This is a genomic window from Marinobacter sp. SS5-14b (genome assembly GCF_030541005.1).
In the GTDB taxonomy this organism is placed as follows: Bacteria; Pseudomonadota; Gammaproteobacteria; order Pseudomonadales; family Oleiphilaceae; genus Marinobacter.
This window is the reverse complement of record NZ_JASSVM010000004.1, coordinates 87,188-102,789: the sequence shown is the minus strand read 5'-3', so window position 1 is coordinate 102,789 and position 15,602 is coordinate 87,188. Positions and strand designations below refer to the sequence as shown.

Annotated in this window: 14 protein-coding genes; 11 read left to right on the top strand and 3 right to left on the bottom strand. The window is 55.0% G+C overall.

The annotated features are described in order from the left end of the window. Window positions 1-140: 140 nt before the first annotated feature. The 6 genes from nosR (at window position 141) to QPL95_RS10380 (ending at window position 8,057) form a co-directional block, all read left to right on the top strand. Window positions 141-2,222 (top strand): transcriptional regulator NosR, encoded by a 2,082-nt coding sequence (nosR, locus tag QPL95_RS10405; protein ID WP_303291236.1) that lies wholly within the window; start codon window positions 141-143, stop codon window positions 2,220-2,222. A gap of 77 nt (window positions 2,223-2,299) precedes the next feature. Continuing rightward, entirely contained in the window at window positions 2,300-4,195 is a 1,896-nt protein-coding gene (gene nosZ / locus QPL95_RS10400; RefSeq protein WP_303290905.1) for a TAT-dependent nitrous-oxide reductase, read from the top strand. A gap of 178 nt (window positions 4,196-4,373) precedes the next feature. Then, complete coding sequence (locus QPL95_RS10395; RefSeq protein WP_303290904.1) at window positions 4,374-5,642, top strand: nitrous oxide reductase family maturation protein NosD; 1,269 nt, start codon at window positions 4,374-4,376, stop codon at window positions 5,640-5,642. Continuing rightward, window positions 5,639-6,571 (top strand): ABC transporter ATP-binding protein, encoded by a 933-nt coding sequence (locus tag QPL95_RS10390; protein ID WP_303290903.1) that lies wholly within the window; start codon window positions 5,639-5,641, stop codon window positions 6,569-6,571. Before QPL95_RS10395 ends, QPL95_RS10390 begins: the two co-directional genes overlap by 4 nt. Then, on the top strand, window positions 6,568-7,398 hold the full coding sequence (locus tag QPL95_RS10385) for an ABC transporter permease (protein ID WP_303290902.1): 831 nt from the start codon (window positions 6,568-6,570) through the stop codon (window positions 7,396-7,398). The genes QPL95_RS10390 and QPL95_RS10385 overlap by 4 nt, the downstream gene beginning before the upstream one ends. A gap of 23 nt (window positions 7,399-7,421) precedes the next feature. Continuing rightward, the gene (locus QPL95_RS10380) at window positions 7,422-8,057 is read left to right on the top strand and encodes a nitrous oxide reductase accessory protein NosL (RefSeq protein WP_303290901.1); all 636 of its coding nucleotides are present in this window, start codon (window positions 7,422-7,424) and stop codon (window positions 8,055-8,057) included. A 245-nt stretch (window positions 8,058-8,302) separates the two neighbouring features. On the opposite strand, the gene moaA is transcribed toward QPL95_RS10380, so the two are convergent. Further along, window positions 8,303-9,295 carry a GTP 3',8-cyclase MoaA gene (gene moaA / locus QPL95_RS10375; RefSeq protein WP_303290900.1) on the bottom strand — a complete coding sequence of 331 codons (993 nt, stop codon included), beginning with the start codon at window positions 9,293-9,295 and terminating at the stop codon, window positions 8,303-8,305. Between the two features lie 194 nt (window positions 9,296-9,489). Here moaA and QPL95_RS10370 point away from each other — a divergent pair, with 194 nt between their 5' ends. From QPL95_RS10370 to QPL95_RS10355, 4 genes are all read left to right on the top strand, one after another. Then, complete coding sequence (locus QPL95_RS10370; protein WP_303290899.1) at window positions 9,490-9,714, top strand: hypothetical protein; 225 nt, start codon at window positions 9,490-9,492, stop codon at window positions 9,712-9,714. A gap of 47 nt (window positions 9,715-9,761) precedes the next feature. Next, a complete protein-coding gene (locus QPL95_RS10365; protein WP_303290898.1) occupies window positions 9,762-10,130 on the top strand; it encodes a YbaN family protein in 369 nt (122 codons plus the stop codon). 25 nt (window positions 10,131-10,155) lie between these two features. Beyond that, the gene (locus QPL95_RS10360) at window positions 10,156-10,596 is read left to right on the top strand and encodes an Rrf2 family transcriptional regulator (protein WP_303290897.1); all 441 of its coding nucleotides are present in this window, start codon (window positions 10,156-10,158) and stop codon (window positions 10,594-10,596) included. Window positions 10,597-10,709: 113 nt separating this feature from the next. Next, a complete protein-coding gene (locus QPL95_RS10355; RefSeq protein ID WP_303290896.1) occupies window positions 10,710-12,545 on the top strand; it encodes a 7TM diverse intracellular signaling domain-containing protein in 1,836 nt (611 codons plus the stop codon). Here the strand turns inward: QPL95_RS10355 and QPL95_RS10350 are convergent. Together QPL95_RS10350 and QPL95_RS10345 are read right to left on the bottom strand one after the other, a co-directional pair. Then, the gene (locus QPL95_RS10350) at window positions 12,535-13,608 is read right to left on the bottom strand and encodes an acyl-CoA desaturase (RefSeq protein WP_303290895.1); all 1,074 of its coding nucleotides are present in this window, start codon (window positions 13,606-13,608) and stop codon (window positions 12,535-12,537) included. The genes QPL95_RS10355 and QPL95_RS10350 overlap by 11 nt on opposite strands. 48 nt (window positions 13,609-13,656) lie before the next feature. Next, the gene (locus QPL95_RS10345; protein ID WP_303290894.1) at window positions 13,657-14,763 is read right to left on the bottom strand and encodes a ferredoxin reductase; all 1,107 of its coding nucleotides are present in this window, start codon (window positions 14,761-14,763) and stop codon (window positions 13,657-13,659) included. A 199-nt stretch (window positions 14,764-14,962) separates the two neighbouring features. On the opposite strand from QPL95_RS10345, the gene QPL95_RS10340 reads away from it, so the two are divergent. Further along, window positions 14,963-15,598 (top strand): TetR family transcriptional regulator, encoded by a 636-nt coding sequence (locus QPL95_RS10340; RefSeq protein WP_303290893.1) that lies wholly within the window; start codon window positions 14,963-14,965, stop codon window positions 15,596-15,598. The last annotated feature ends 4 nt before the right edge of the window (window positions 15,599-15,602 follow it).

The window sequence follows — 15,602 nt, the reverse complement described above, 5'->3', positions numbered from 1 at the left end:
CTATTCAAATAGAGGTATTTGATTTTTCTCATTTTTGATCCACCCTTAGTTGTATTCGATAAGAGTTGGGGGTTTTAGTGATATCCGGTTTGCGTCTCTGTTTTGCCCTGCTGGTGGCTTTTGCGTCGGCAGCCACGGCCATGCCTCTGAAAGACTATGAGCCGGTTTCCGGTCGCCAGGTTATTGAAAGGGCGATGCCCGAAGTCACCGAGTTTCAGCCCCGCGAAGAGAATCGAGCCATTCAGGAGCTTTATGCCGGTGAAGAGTTGGTCGGTTATGCCTATCAGACTCTCGATTTTGTGCAGACTCCGGCCTACTCGGGTAAACCTCTGAATGCGATGGTGGTTCTTGATGCTGAGGGGGTGATCCAGGGCGCTCGGGTTATTCACCACAATGAACCGATTCTCCTGATTGGCATTCCCGAAATCAAAATGCACAACTTCACGGACCAGTATGTCGGCCTCAAGGCTGATCAGCGGGTCACGGTTGGCGGTAACTCGTCAGATCGGCGGGTTGCGGTTGATGGTTTGTCCGGTGCAACGGTCACGGTCATGGTGATCAATGAAGTCATCATGCGGACGGCGCACCGTGTGGGTGGCGAGCTGGGTCTGATTGAAGTGACCAAAGGCAGCAAACGCCCGCCGATTGCCGAAGTTGACATGAGCACCTACGAAGACAAGAACTGGGAACAGTTGACCGGCGATGGGTCCATCCGCCGACTCAAGCTGACCCGGGGTATGGTGGACGATGCGTTTAAAGGTGGCCCGGCGGAAGGCATTGAAACTGCGGCCCCGGAAGACCGGGACGATACGTTTATCGATCTGTATACCACCTACCTGGATTCACCGACCATCGGCCGCAACCTGCTGGGCGATAAACAGTACGAATGGCTGATGTCTGAGCTGAAAGACGGTGAACATGCGATTGCTGTGATGGCGGATGGTACCTATTCGTTCCGCGGTTCAGGCTATGTGCGAGGTGGTATTTTCGACCGGGTACAAATCCGTCAATTCGGTGACACATTCAACTTCCGTGATCTTGATTACTACCGGCTCAGCGATGTCTATATGGAGGGCATGCCGAGACTGCCGGAGATGGCCATTTTTATTGTCCGCCAGCAGTACAACTTTGACCCGGGCTCACCCTGGGCGCTGGAATTAACCATCAAGCGCCAGACTGGCCCGCTGGATAGCGAGTTCGCGGTCGTCCCGCTGGAATATCAGTTGCCGGATCAGTATTACACCCGCGCCGAACCAGTGCTCACGGATGAAGAGTGGTTGGAAGAGCAGCCGTTGTGGGTGCAGGTTTGGTATCAGAAGGATTTCCAGATCATCGTGCTGGGACTGGGTATCGCGGTGCTCCTGTTCATCCTCTTCTTCCAGGATTGGTTGGTTCAGAAGCCGAAAATGATGCGCTGGATTCGTCATGGCTTTCTGGTCTACACCCTGTTCTTTATCGGCTGGTATGCACTTGGGCAGTTGTCCATCGTGAACGTGCTGACGTTTGTGAACAGCCTGATCAGTGGTTTTACCTGGGAAACCTTCCTGATTGACCCGATGCTGTTTGTGCTCTGGTCTGTGGTGGCCGGTATCGTGCTGCTATGGGGGCGGGCCGTGTATTGCGGCTGGCTGTGCCCGTTCGGTGCCCTGCAGGAATTGATCAACGAGATTGCCCGCAAACTGAAAGTGCCCCAGTACACGGTGCCGTTTGCCTGGCACGAGCGCATGTGGGCCATCAAGTACATCATATTGCTGGTGCTGTTCGGGGTATCGCTCGACTCGCTGGCAACCGCAGAGCAGATGGCAGAAATCGAGCCCTTCAAGACGGCGATCACCTTGCATTTCGACCGTAGCTGGCCCTTTGTGACCTATGCCGTGCTGTTGTTGGTGGTGAACATCTTTACCCGCAAGGTCTACTGCCGCTACCTGTGTCCGCTAGGCGCCGCGTTGGCCCTGCCAACCAAGCTGCGCGTATTCGACTGGCTCAAGCGCCGCAAGGAATGTGGTAATCCTTGCCGTCTGTGTGATCACGAGTGTGAAGTTCAAGCCATCCATCCAGATGGGCATATCAACTATATGGAATGCCATTACTGCCTGGATTGCCAGATGACCTATTTCGATGACCACAAGTGCCCGCCACTGATTGTGAAACGCCGTGGTAAGCGCCGTGGTCATAACGCACCCGGGCATCCGGAAGAGATTCCGGTCGTTCAGGTGCACTGAAAAGTATCGGAGCCACCAAGACGCTCCGGACGGAATGAGAAGCTAAACCGCCATAACCAATAACGGAGTTAGACGCTATGAAAAAAAGAGATGAACTGAGCAAGGATACGCCGGAGGTCCCGGAAGGCGGCCTTAGCCGTCGTCGCTTTATGGGTGCAGCTGCTCTGGCCGGTGTTGCCGGTGCAACGGGCCTGGGCTCAACTATCATGTCTCGTGAAGCTTTCGCGGCTGCCGCCAAGGAAGCCAAGAACAAGATTCACATCGAGCCCGGTGAGCTGGACGAATACTACGGCTTCTGGAGCGGTGGGCACCAGGGTGAAGTGCGCGTTCTGGGTGTTCCGTCCATGCGTGAGCTGATGCGTATTCCTGTGTTTAACGTTGACTCCGCCACTGGCTGGGGCATCACCAACGAAAGTAAAGAAATCCTGGGCGGCGACCAGCAGTTCCTGAACGGTGACTGCCACCACCCGCACATTTCCATGGAAGACGGTCGCTACGACGGCAAATATCTGTTCATCAATGATAAGGCCAATACCCGGGTCGCCCGTATTCGCCTTGATATCATGAAGACGGATAAGATTACCCATATTCCGAACGTCCAGGCTATTCACGGTTTGCGACTTCAGAAAGTCCCGCGCACCAACTATGTTTTCTGTAACGCCGAGTTTGTGATCCCGCAGCCGAATGACGGCAGCGATTACAGCCTGGAGAACAGCTACACCATGTTCACCGCGTTGGACGCAGAAACCATGGATGTCGCCTGGCAGGTGATTGTCGACGGTAACCTGGATAACACCGATGCCGACTACACGGGCAAATACGCCGCGTCTACCTGTTACAACTCAGAGCGTGCAGTGGACCTGGCAGGCACCATGCGTAACGATCGTGACTGGGTGGTTGTGTTCAACATTGAGCGCATCGCTGCGGCCGTGAAAGCAGGCAAGTTCAAGACCATTGGCGATTCCAAAGTTCCGGTGGTGGACGGTCGTGGTGAGTCTGAGTTCACCCGTTACATCCCGGTACCGAAGAACCCACACGGCCTGAACACCTCTCCTGACGGCAAGTACTTCATTGCCAACGGCAAGCTGTCTCCGACCGTGTCTATTATTGCCATTGATAAACTGGACGACCTGTTCGACAACAAGATCGAGCTGCGTGATACCGTTGTTGGTGAGCCGGAGCTGGGCCTTGGGCCTCTGCACACGACTTTCGACGGCCGTGGCAATGCCTACACCACGCTGTTTATCGACAGCCAGGTGTGTAAGTGGAACATTGCGGATGCCATCAAGAGCTACAACGGCGAGAAGGTAAACTACATTCGCCAGAAGCTGGACGTGCATTACCAGCCGGGTCACAACCACGCGTCTCTGACGGAATCCCGCGATGCCGACGGTAAGTGGCTGGTGGTGTTGTCCAAGTTCTCCAAGGACCGCTTCTTGCCGGTTGGCCCGTTGCATCCTGAGAACGATCAGTTGATCGATATTTCCGGCGAGGAAATGAAGCTGGTTCACGATGGCCCGACCTTTGCTGAACCGCACGACTGCATTCTGGTGCGTCGTGATCAGATCAAGACCAAGAAGATCTATGATCGTGAGGATGCTTTCTTTGCCAGCTGCCGAGAGCAGGCTGCGAAGGACGGTGTGACCCTGGAAGCCGACAACAAGGTTATCCGTGACGGCAAGAAGGTTCGTGTTTACATGACCTCTGTTGCGCCTCAGTACGGCATGCTGGAGTTCAAGGTCAAGGAAGGTGATGAGGTAACGGTTTATATCACGAACCTTGATACCATTGAGGACGTAACCCACGGCTTCTGTATGGTGAACCACGGCGTGAGCATGGAGATCAGTCCGCAGCAGACAGCGTCTGTGACCTTTACCGCCGGTAAGCCGGGCGTGTACTGGTACTATTGCAACTGGTTCTGCCACGCACTGCACATGGAAATGGGCGGTCGTATGTTGGTTGAGAAGGCCTGATAGGCTTTCCTGGTCGGGGTCCCTGTTTGGGGGCCCCTGCCTGGTTTTCTGGTTTGGGTGCAACAAACCGATGGGATAGGGCTTTCCGAAATACGCAAGGTTTCGGAAAGCCCTATCCCATCGCTTTGCCAAAGCAAGGTGCAGTCCTCTCACGCAGTCAACTTTTAGAGAAACATTGATGTACCAACTTTTGCGTTATGGGGTGGCCCTGTCAGTCGCTCTTTTATCGCTCGCCGCCAATGCGGACCTGCAACAACAGCTAGATAACCTGGAACCGGGTTCATCCATCGAGCTCCCCCCCGAAACATTGTCGCCGCTGGCTATCAGGGTGCCTGGAGTGACTGTGTCCTGTGCGCCGGAAACCGTGATTGATGGTCAGGGGCAGGGGAATACCGTGGATATTCTGGCCGAGGGGGTAACGTTTTCCGGGTGTACGGTGCGTAACTGGGGCAAGGATCTCAATGAGCTGGATGCCGGTATATTTGTTGCCCGGGAGGCCAGCGGTTCGGTGGTAGAGGACAATCGTCTGCAAGGGCCGGCGTTTGGGGTTTGGCTGGATGCTACGCCGGATGTGACGGTGCGGAATAATCATATCCGAGGTGATACCGGTTTGCGCTCGCAGGATCGGGGTAATGGTATTCATCTGTTTAATACCACCGGCGCGTTGATTGAAGGCAATGACATCAGCCAGACCCGGGATGCGATTTATATTGAAACCGCCAATAACAACAAGATACGTAACAATGTGATGACGGATCTCCGTTATGGCATTCATTACATGTATTCGATGCGCAATCTGCTGGAAGGCAATGTGACCCGGGGCACGCGCACGGGTTATGCGTTGATGCAGAGTAAGTATCTTACGGTGGTGAATAACCGCTCTGAAAATGATGAGAACTACGGTATTTTGATGAACTTCATCACTAATTCGACTCTTCGGGGTAATGTGGTGACCGGGGTGTCGGAAGGGCAAACTGGCCGGGTGATGATCTCCGGTGGTGAAGGTAAGGCGGTTTTTATCTATAACTCGCTGTATAACACCTTTGAGGGTAACCTGTTTGCGGACAGTAACATCGGCATTCATTTGACCGCAGGCTCTGAAGATAACGAGGTGTTTGATAATGCGTTCGTGAATAACGAGCGTCAGGTGAAGTACGTCGCCACTCGTACCCAGTCCTGGGCGAAAGAGGGTAGTGGTAATTTCTGGAGCGATTATCTGGGCTGGGATCGGAATCAGGACGGCCTGGGTGATGTGCCCTATGAGCCCAACGACAATGTCGACCGCCTGCTGTGGAAGTATCCCGAGGCCAAGGTGCTGATGTTCAGTCCCGCCGTGGATACCCTGCGTTGGGTTCAGGATGCTTTTCCGGTGGTGAAATCCGCTGGTGTGAGCGACCCCCATCCCTTGATGCGAATTCCCGAGTACCTGCAATCGGAGATCCGATGAACTGTTTTCGACTGGAGAATGTCAGTCACCGTTACGACAAGGCAACGGTGCTGCACGGTGTTGATTTGCGCCTGGAGCCGGGAGAAATCCTGGGTTTGTTCGGCCACAACGGTGCCGGTAAAACCACTTCGATCAAGCTGATTCTGGGTTTGATGAAGCCCAGCGAAGGCAAGGTGTCTGTGCTGGATGGCGAAGCGGGTGATCCGCAAGTCAGCCAGCACATTGGTTACCTGCCGGAGAATGTGATGTTCTACCCGCAGCTGACCGGCCGGGAGATTCTGAGCCATTTTGCGAGGCTGAAGGGGGCGCCCTTGCGCCAGGTACCTGAATTGCTTGAGCAGGTTGGCCTTGGTGATGCCATGGATGCCCGCACCAAAACCTATTCCAAAGGCATGCGCCAGCGTCTGGGGCTTGCCCAGGCTTTGTTGGGCAAGCCAAAACTGCTGATGCTCGACGAGCCCACGGTGGGTCTCGACCCGGTTGCGACCGCAGACCTTTATCGCCTTCTGCGGGATTTGCGGGATGATGGCACCGGTATTGTGCTGTGTTCCCACGTGCTACCGGGTGTCGAGCCCTATATAGACCGGGCCGCCATTCTGACCGACGGCTCCCTGAAAGCCGCCGGTGACCTGCCTTCGCTGCGGCAGCAGGCCAATATGCCCGTTACTCTCATTTTGCAGCCGGCGAATAGCCTGGCGGCGCTCGAAACCGTAATGAATCAGGCCCGGGAAAACACGGGTCTGATGATGAAAAATGACAACGGAAGACTGCTGGTGGATGTAAGACCAAAAGAAAAAATGGCCCTTATCCAGACTCTGATGAACTCCGGAGAAGTGGCCGACCTGGGTATCCATCAGCCCAGCCTGGAAGACATCTATGTACACTTTATCGGCTCGGGCGGTCTGGCGCACCGGGGAGGTGGCCAATGAACGCCATCTGGACGATTGCCCGTAAAGAGCTGAGCGACAGTTTCCGAAACCGCTGGCTGGTCGCGATCTCACTGGTATTTGCCACATTGGCCCTCGGTATCGCCTGGTTTGGCGCTGCCGCCTCCGGTCAGGTTGGCTATGCCTCCACGCCCGCTACCATCGCCAGCCTTGCCAGCCTCGGTATCTTTCTGATTCCGCTGATTGCGCTCTTACTGGCCTACGATGCCATCGTCGGAGAAGAAGAAGGCGGCACGTTGCTGCTGCTGATGACCTATCCGCTGAGTAAAAGCCAGCTCCTGCTCGGCAAGTTTCTCGGCCACGGCTTTACCCTGGCCCTAGCCACTTTGATTGGCTTCGGCGTGGCAGGCCTCGCCATTGCCCTGTTGGTTGAAGACGTCGGCATTGGCGCTCTGGCCGTCGCCATGGGGCGCTTCATCGGCTCGACCATTCTGCTGGGCTGGGGCTTTATCGCCCTGGCGTACCTGGTCAGCGTGCGGGTCAGTGAAAAGCCCGTGGCTGCGGGCATGGCTCTGGCGATCTGGTTCTTCTTTGTACTGATCTTTGACCTGATGCTGCTCGGCGTACTGGTTGCCAGTGAAGGCAAGTTCAACCCGGAACTGTTGCCCTGGCTGCTCATGCTCAACCCCACTGACATCTACCGACTGCTCAACATCGTCGCCTTCGGTGACAGTGGCCAACTCAGCGGCGTACTGAGCCTCGGTTCAGACCTGCCGATCGGTGCAGGTGGACTGTGGTTAGGCCTTGTCCTCTGGTGCGCTATCCCGCTGGCCGGCGCACTGTTGCTGTTTAAAAATCGAAGAATCTGATCCCGACCGGAGACACACGAAACATGGCAAACCCAATCACCAAATGGCTCATCGTCGCTTTCACAGCCATTACCCTCGTCGGCTGCTCCGGCGGCGAACAGGAAACCTTGGCCAAACCGGAACCTGTTCACTTCGAATCCGGCGACGAATGCCACGTATGCGGCATGGTCATCACCAACTTTCCAGGCCCGAAAGGCCAGGCCTTTACCGAGCGCGAACAGAACGTCCGGAAATTCTGCTCCACAAAAGACATGTTCGCCTGGTTCCTGCAGCCGGAAAACGAAAAGCGCGACCACACCCTGTATGTCCACAACATGGCTCAAACCGACTGGGACCATCCGGATGACACCCACCTGATCGACGCCCGTGAAGTCGTCTACGTCGTCGGTTCCGATCGCAACGGCGCCATGGGCCCAACCCTGGCATCGTTTGAAACCGAAACCGAAGCCACAGACTTCGCCGCAGAACACGGGGGCGAGGTAGTTGCCTTCGCCGACATCACCCTGGATCACCTGAACGCCGGGATGGCCATGCACGACATGAGCGGAATGGACTCTACGGAGGATATGCACGATGGTCATGACATGACTGCTGAGGGCGATATGACAGGCGAATCCGCGATGGATAATGGTCATAGCGGACACGAAATGGACCACTGAGGTGATGCGCCGCCAACATTGGCTAATGTGATGTGGCAATGGGTGTTTAATTGGACAAGAGCTTTTCAGGCTATTTCGCCATAGTTAGATAGAGCGGGTGAGGGCAGGCTTTCCAAAAATGTGCGGAGCCAGGGATGGCGGAGCCCAAGCGCCACATGGATGTGCCGAAGGAGCGGTTTTTGGAAAGCCTGCCCTCACCCGCCCAAACACCTGAACTGGAAGGCTAGGCGCGCAACTAAACCCGGTCAGCCTCCGGTCATATTCATAAACCGAAGAATCTCCACATCCCCATTGCTGGAAAAGTGATGCCGCTCCGGCTTCAGATCCATCGCCTTGATAATCGTCTCCCGAAGCACCTCATCATTGTCAGGGTGTGCCCGCAAAACCCCAAGCAAATCTACCGAATGCTCATTCCCCAAACACAACAAAAGCCGCCCCTCAACCGTCACCCGAACCCGGTTACAAGTGGCACAGAAATTATGGGAATGCGGAGAAATAAACCCCACGCGGATATCACTACCCGGCATCCGGTAATACCGTGCCGGCCCTCCGGTGTCATCACCGGTGTGCTCCAGATCGTGATGCTGGCGGATAATCGAGCGCACCTCCTCGCTGGTGCATAAAGCCAACCCTCGATCATGCTCCGAAATTTCCCCCAGCGGCATCTCCTCGATAAACGTGATATCCAACTGGCGGGCGCGGGCAAACTCGATCAAATCCGGAATTTCCTCATCATTGCGCCCCTTCATCACCACCGTATTGAGCTTGATGTTTCGAAAACCGGCATCGCGGGCGGCTTCAATGCCTTCAAGAACCTGCGGTAGCTTGCCGGTACGGGTAACCGCGTGGAACTTCTCAGGGTCCAGCGAATCCAGGCTGATGTTAAGCCGGTGCAGGCCCCCTTTGCGAAGCTCCTCGGCCATCTCCGGTAAATGGCTGCCATTGGTGGTCATGGCAAAGTCCCGCAGGCCGTAGTGACCGATTTCACGGACCAGGTCGAGAATGCCCTTTCTGACCAGCGGCTCGCCACCGGTCAGGCGGATTTTCTCGGTGCCTAGCGACACAAAACTACGAGCCACCCGAGCAATTTCCTCAAGGGACAGAATCTTCGCGCGGGGCAGGAAAGTCATTTCCTCCGCCATGCAGTACACGCAGCGAAAGTCACAACGGTCAGTCACCGACAGGCGAACATAATTCACGGTGCGACCGAAGCGGTCTGTCAGTTCAGAGAGCGGCATCGTATGGATCCTGTAACTGCTTTTGTTCTGAGTTGTCAGGTCAGTATGTCAAAGCTTATGCCAGATTCCGATACCCGGCGAACAATAGTTGAGTGGCTGCACACTTGACCTGTGTGATGTACGAGCCTTGCATTGTCCCGGTTTGATCTCTATAACATTTAAAGTAAATATATGTTATAAGAGAGGTGGACGATATGGAGCATTTTGAAAAATGGCTGGTGATCGCGAACAGCGGGATTCTGGCATCCCTGGTCGGGCTTTTGATTACCGTGTTGCTGGCTTATCCGCTGGCGGGTGCATTGTCTCTGTCGGTTCAGATAGCGGCTCATATGGGGACGTTGTTTTTTGCCGTAGGCGTAAAGATTGCTTATGTAGCCAGGTTGACGTTCCTTAGCAAGCTGGGCAGACCTGTTCATTAAATAAGGGTAGAATTAAGTCAGGTTCGAACAGTCTTGAGGCTTGGGCTATGGCTGTGCAGTCAGGCAAAACCGGATTCCGGATTCTTGCGTATATATCGATCGGGTTTGCAGCCCTTGGCGTGGTATTGCCCCTGGTGCCAACCACGCCCTTTGTGTTGCTGGCGGGCTACTTTGCCAGTAAAGGGTCGCCGGCGTTTGCGCAGTGGCTTGAAGGACACCCCCGGTTCGGTCCAGCGATCGAGCAGTGGAGACACCGGCGTGCAGTGCCGGCCCGGGCCAAGGTGCTGGCCTGCAGCATGATGGCCATGAGTTGGGGCGTTTTGCTGATATTAGGGTCACCTCTGGCCGTGTTGGTTGTTTCCGGACTGTTTTTGCTGATTGTTGCGACCTACATGATTACCCGGCCATCTTATTAACGTTATCTCGATTCTGGAGTACTGAATGCACATCACCCGCTATACGGACTATTCACTGAGAGTTCTGATTTATCTCGCTGCACAGGGTGGTGATCGCTTGTCGACAATTCAGGAAATTGCCGACAGCTACGAGATTTCCAAAAACCACCTGATGAAGGTGGTGCATCAGCTCAACAAGAAGGGCTACATTGAAACGGTGCGCGGAAAGAAGGGCGGTATGCGACTGCACATGGCACCGAAGGATATCAATGTGGGTGTCCTGGTCAGAGAAACCGAGCAAGACCTCAGCCTGGTCGAGTGCTTCTCAGGGAAAAATACCTGCAAAATTACCCCGGTGTGTGGGCTGCGGAATATGTTTGATGAAGCTTTGCAGGCCTTTTTGGGTGTGCTCGATCAATACACGTTGGCGGACGTCGTTCAAGGTAAGCATCAGCCCCAGTTGCTGCGTCTTCTTCAGATTGCGTAGGCATTTGATACAGACCGTAACGAACAAAATCCAATCATTACGCCCGGTTGAGCTGGAGTCGGTTACTATCTGGTTATAAGGATAAGAAAATCCAATAACCAACCGGGGCTGGCGTGATTCGTCTACTGTTTATGATCTTGCTGGTTGTGAGTGCGTTGCACGCATCCGCAACAGAAGTGCCGGACAGCTTTCCTGTCGTGCTGGAAGAGGGCAGCGGCCGGCTCGACATATCCCGAAAACTCACCTATTACGAAGACCCCGACTCAAGCCTTAACATTTCCCAGGTTATCCAGCGCTGGCCAGAGGTGGGCTCCAAAGATGAGCCTGAGAAGGCCTACAACTTCGGGTTTACCGACTCGACCTACTGGTTCCACACCCGCGTCGAAAATGTCTCAAGCCCGAACGATCGATGGGTTATTGAGGGGCTCTACCCGATTATCGATGAAATGGAGTTGTTTATTGTCAAGGCTTCCGGTGCCATTGAGCGCCAGATAGCAGGCGATTCGGTTCCTTTTAGTCTGCGGCCGAGAGACCATCACAACATCAACTTCCTCCTTGAACTGAATCGGGGTGAAGGCGCAGACCTGTTTTTCCGTGTAAAAACCAGCGGTGCGATTCAGATGCGAACCCTGCTCTGGAGCGTGGACAGTTTCAGCCAGGCGGACCACCAGGAGCGTTTCCTGCTGGGCCTGTTCTACGGATTGCTGGTCTGCATGGTGATTTTTAACCTGCTGATCTTTCTGTCATTCAGGGACACCAACTATCTTTGGTACGTTGGCTACATCCTGTCTTACGGTACCTTGCAGTTTACACTCAACGGTTTGTCATTCGAGCACCTGTGGCCCGAACTCCCCTGGTGGAACAACCGGGCTGTTGCGGTTCTTATTGCGGTGGGAATGTTCTGTGTGCTGGGCTTCTCCCGCTCGTTTCTGGCATTGAAAGAAAACGCCCCGCGGCTGAATAAGGTCTTCTTTGTGTTTATGGCGACGTTCGCCGTTTCTGCACTCACGCCCCTGCTGTATCCGGATTACGCGCCGGTCATCCGATTGAATACGTTCCTTGCTTCGGTGGCGATTGTACTGGTGATGATTTCCGGTGGCTTATGTCTGTACCGTAAATTCCGGCCGGCGCGCTATTTCATGTTGGCCTGGTCTGCCTTGTTGGCGGGCATGCTGCTGTACACAATGAAAACGTTCGGTGTGGTGCCGGCTAATTTCGTCACCGAGTTTGGTATTCAGATTGGCTCGGCTTTCGAGGTTATTTTGCTGTCTATTGCTCTGGCCGACCGCCTGCGGCACATGGCCCAGAAGACCCAGAGAATTCAGCAGGAAATGAATGAAGCCCTGGAGTTCCGGGTGGCGGAACGGACAGAGGCTCTTGAATACGCAAACCGGCAACTGGAGGCGCTCAGTTCTACGGATGGGCTGACGGGCGTATTCAACCGGCGCTACTTTGACGCTCATTTGGCCGAAGAAGCCTCCCGGTGCCGGCGAAAGGGCCCGTTGGCGCTGATTATGCTGGATGTCGATCACTTCAAAGACTTTAATGACACCCTTGGCCATCAGGCCGGTGACAGTTGTTTGCGCAAGCTTGCGGATAAGCTGGCCGCCGTTGTGCGGCGCGAAACCGATATTGTGGCCCGGTATGGCGGGGAAGAGTTTGCGGTCATCCTGCCCTACACCGATGCTGCAGGCGCTGAAGCAGTCGCCCAGCAGTTACGCGGCGGTATTGAATCGGAACTGGGATTTGAGTGGGATGGCCGACCGGTGCCGGTAACCGTGAGTATCGGGGTGGCGTCTGCACCCGCCGGTGCCTCAATTGATCCTGAAGACCTGATTGCGGCTGCAGACGAAGCACTCTATGTGTCCAAAGAGGCCGGGAGAAACAGGGTGACCAGCCGAAATCTGGGCAGTCACCCTTCGGGCAGTGGTGTGGCTGTTACGCCCTAGCGGCACTGCCGATCAATCGTTCTGGCAAAGAGTATCTGAGAATCCGCTTCACCACGGTGCTGTATTGTTTCGAGAATGAACCGGTGTTGTAGGGGATGCCGTGTTTTTGGCATACCGCCTGAACTTTCTCTGATATTTCCGGGTAGCGATGCGCTGGCAGATCAGGAAATACGTGATGTTCCACCTGATAACTCAGGTGCCCGCTCAGCACATGCAGCCATTTTCCCCCGGTAAAATTGGATGATCCGGTCAGTTGGCGCAGGTACCAGTGACCTTTGCTTTCTCCTTCACACTCTTTCTCGGTAAAGGTTTCTGCATCCTGGGTAAAGTGGCCGCAGAAAATAACCGTCGATGCCCACAGGTTTCGAATCAGGTTCGCGCCGACATTCCCGGCCAGAACAATTGGAGCGACCGGCAAGGTCAGCACCGGGAAGAAAACGTAGTCCTTGAACGCTTGACGGCCACCCTTTCGCGCAGCTTGCTTCAGAAAAGGCAGCTTGTCGCGCCAGCTGATTTCACGACGCATCAGTTTTTCTGTTTCCAGTTCATGCACACCTACCCCCCATTGGAACAGCACGCTCAGCAAGATGTAATTGATAAACTGCAGCGAATGCCAGGGCTTCCAGGGCTCATCGTCGTTCAGACGCAGCACCGCGTACCCATAGTCCCGGTCTTTGCCGATAATGTTGGTGTAGGTGTGGTGCTCGTAGTTGTGGGTTCGGCGCCAGGAGTCGCTGGTGCACACAGTATCCCACTCGTAGGTCTGTGAGTTCAGGCTGGGGTCGTTCATCCAGTCGTACTGGCCGTGCATCACGTTGTGGCCAATTTCCATGTTTTCCAGGATCTTGGCGATGCCCAGCGAAGCGGTTGCGGCGATAAACACCGGTGGAATAAAGCCGAAAGGCATCATCACCCGGCCACCGATTTCCAGCGTACGGTGCAAACGGATGATGCGGCGAATGTACTTGGCATCCCGCTCACCAATGTCGGCCAGCACGTCATTTCGGATAGCGTCCAGATCGTTCTGGAGCTCGTTCAGCTGACTTTCATTCAATTTTTTCATCGTCTACTCCTTGCGGCCAGCCGGGCCGCAGTGCAAGAAAATTCGGGGTTACACATCCAGGGCAACCGGGCCCTGGGGTACAGAAACACAAAGCTGGACGCTTTCTTCGCCCGGGCCGGACACTTTGCCGGTCAAACGGTTTACCACGGTGCCGCTGGTTTTCCGGCAGCTGCATTGGTGGCAGATGCCCATGCGACAGCCATGTTGGGGTTTAAGGCCGGCCGCTTCGGCTATTTCCAGCAAGTTTGCGTCGCCTTCTGAGCCGACTTTCAGATTGCTGGAGCTGAACGTGACTTCGCCACCGAGTTGATCGTTGTCGAGGTTTGCTTGTGCCGGTGGTGCAAAGAAGGTGCTGTGAATCTGTGTGTCTTTCAGACCACGCTGGCGCAGCAGGTCGTTGGCCAGATCCATCAAGCCCTTCGGGCCGCATAGATAGACTTCCCGAGCTTTCAGGCCTGGTACCGTTGCAAGATCGTTGTCGTTGAGGTAGCGCGGTTCTTTACCTTCGTGAGTTGTAATGATCTTGAGGGACAAGGCCGAATAGCGTGCCGCCAGAGCGGTCAATTTTTCTCCGGCAATCACGTCACTCTGTGTGCGAACGAAGTAAAGCAGCGTCACCGGTGCCCGGTAATTCTGATCCGCCATGGTTTCAAGTTGGCTCAGAATCGGCGTGATGCCGCTACCACCGGCGACAAACAGCACCGGTTTGGCCGGTGTTGGAATCAGGAATTCACCGAAGGCTGCGGTCAAACCCACGACGTCACCATCCTTCAGCGAGTCGTGCAGCCAGTTGGTTACCAGGCCGCCCGGTAGCCGCTTGATGGTGAGAGTAATCCGGCCTTCGCTTTCCCAAAGGAGGGGAGAGCTGGACAGGCTGAACGTCCGGGTGCGTCGAATGCCGTCAATGTCGGCACAGATGTTCACATGCTGACCGGCCTTGAAGCCGGTCCAGCGCTTGGCGGGTTTCAAAACAAAGGTTTTGGTGTCTGAGGTTTCCGCCGTGATGCGCTCCACCATCGCGGGTGTGTACTCTTGTACCCACATGGGGTTGATCGCCTCGGCTAGCGGGTCGAAGTAGGCTGCCGGGTTGTCGCGATTCAGTAATTGCCGGCCTAGCCAGTGGAGGGCCTTGGTGTGTGTGATTCTTGCCAGCATGGATGTTCTCCGTGTTCGTTAGGCGTCAGGTACAGTGTCATGTGTACAGTTGTTCACTTATGTGTACGAATGTACACACGAGTCGGCCTCTGAACAATGGTCCCGGCTATCGGTTGACCCATAATGACAAGCCTGGACGGTTTTTATCCGGTCTAATGTGTACACTTGTGAACCTGGTGAGCGTGGTACAGGCGAAACGATGGCAGATAAACAAAGAAGAAGGCCGGGTGAGACCCGGGACAAGTTGATGAGCGCGGCACTGGAGCTGGTTGGTAAAGGGCGGCATTTTGCCAGCATCGGCATTCGGGAAGTAACCCGGCAGGCGGGCGTGGTGCCGACGTCATTTTATCGGCATTTCCGCAGCGTGGACGATCTGGGGCTGCAGTTGGTCGATGAGCTGGGCCTGGTGTTGAGGCGTATGATGCGGGAAGCCCGTGCCAATGTGCTTCAGGCTGACAAGCTGATTGAAGAGTCAGTCGGGATTTTTGTTGCTCATGCTCAGGCCAATCGCAGCTTCTTTCTGTTTATGGCGCAGGGCCTTGCGGGGGAGAGTCGCGCGGTTCAGGAGGGTATCCGCAGTGAAATGCGCTTCTTTGCCAGCGAGCTTGCCAACGATCTGCGCAGGCTCCGGTTGATGGAGCACCTGAGCGATGCGGATCTTGATATGACCTGCGATCTGATTGTGCGAACGGTGGCGTTCAGTCTGACCGATTTACTCAGTATTTCAGCGGACGATGATTACCAGATCGGCCAGGTGCGCAAGCGTACTACTCGTTTTCTGCAAATGATTTTTATCGGTGCCGGACACTGGCAAAGGAGCCAGGCGGAGCCCTGAGGCT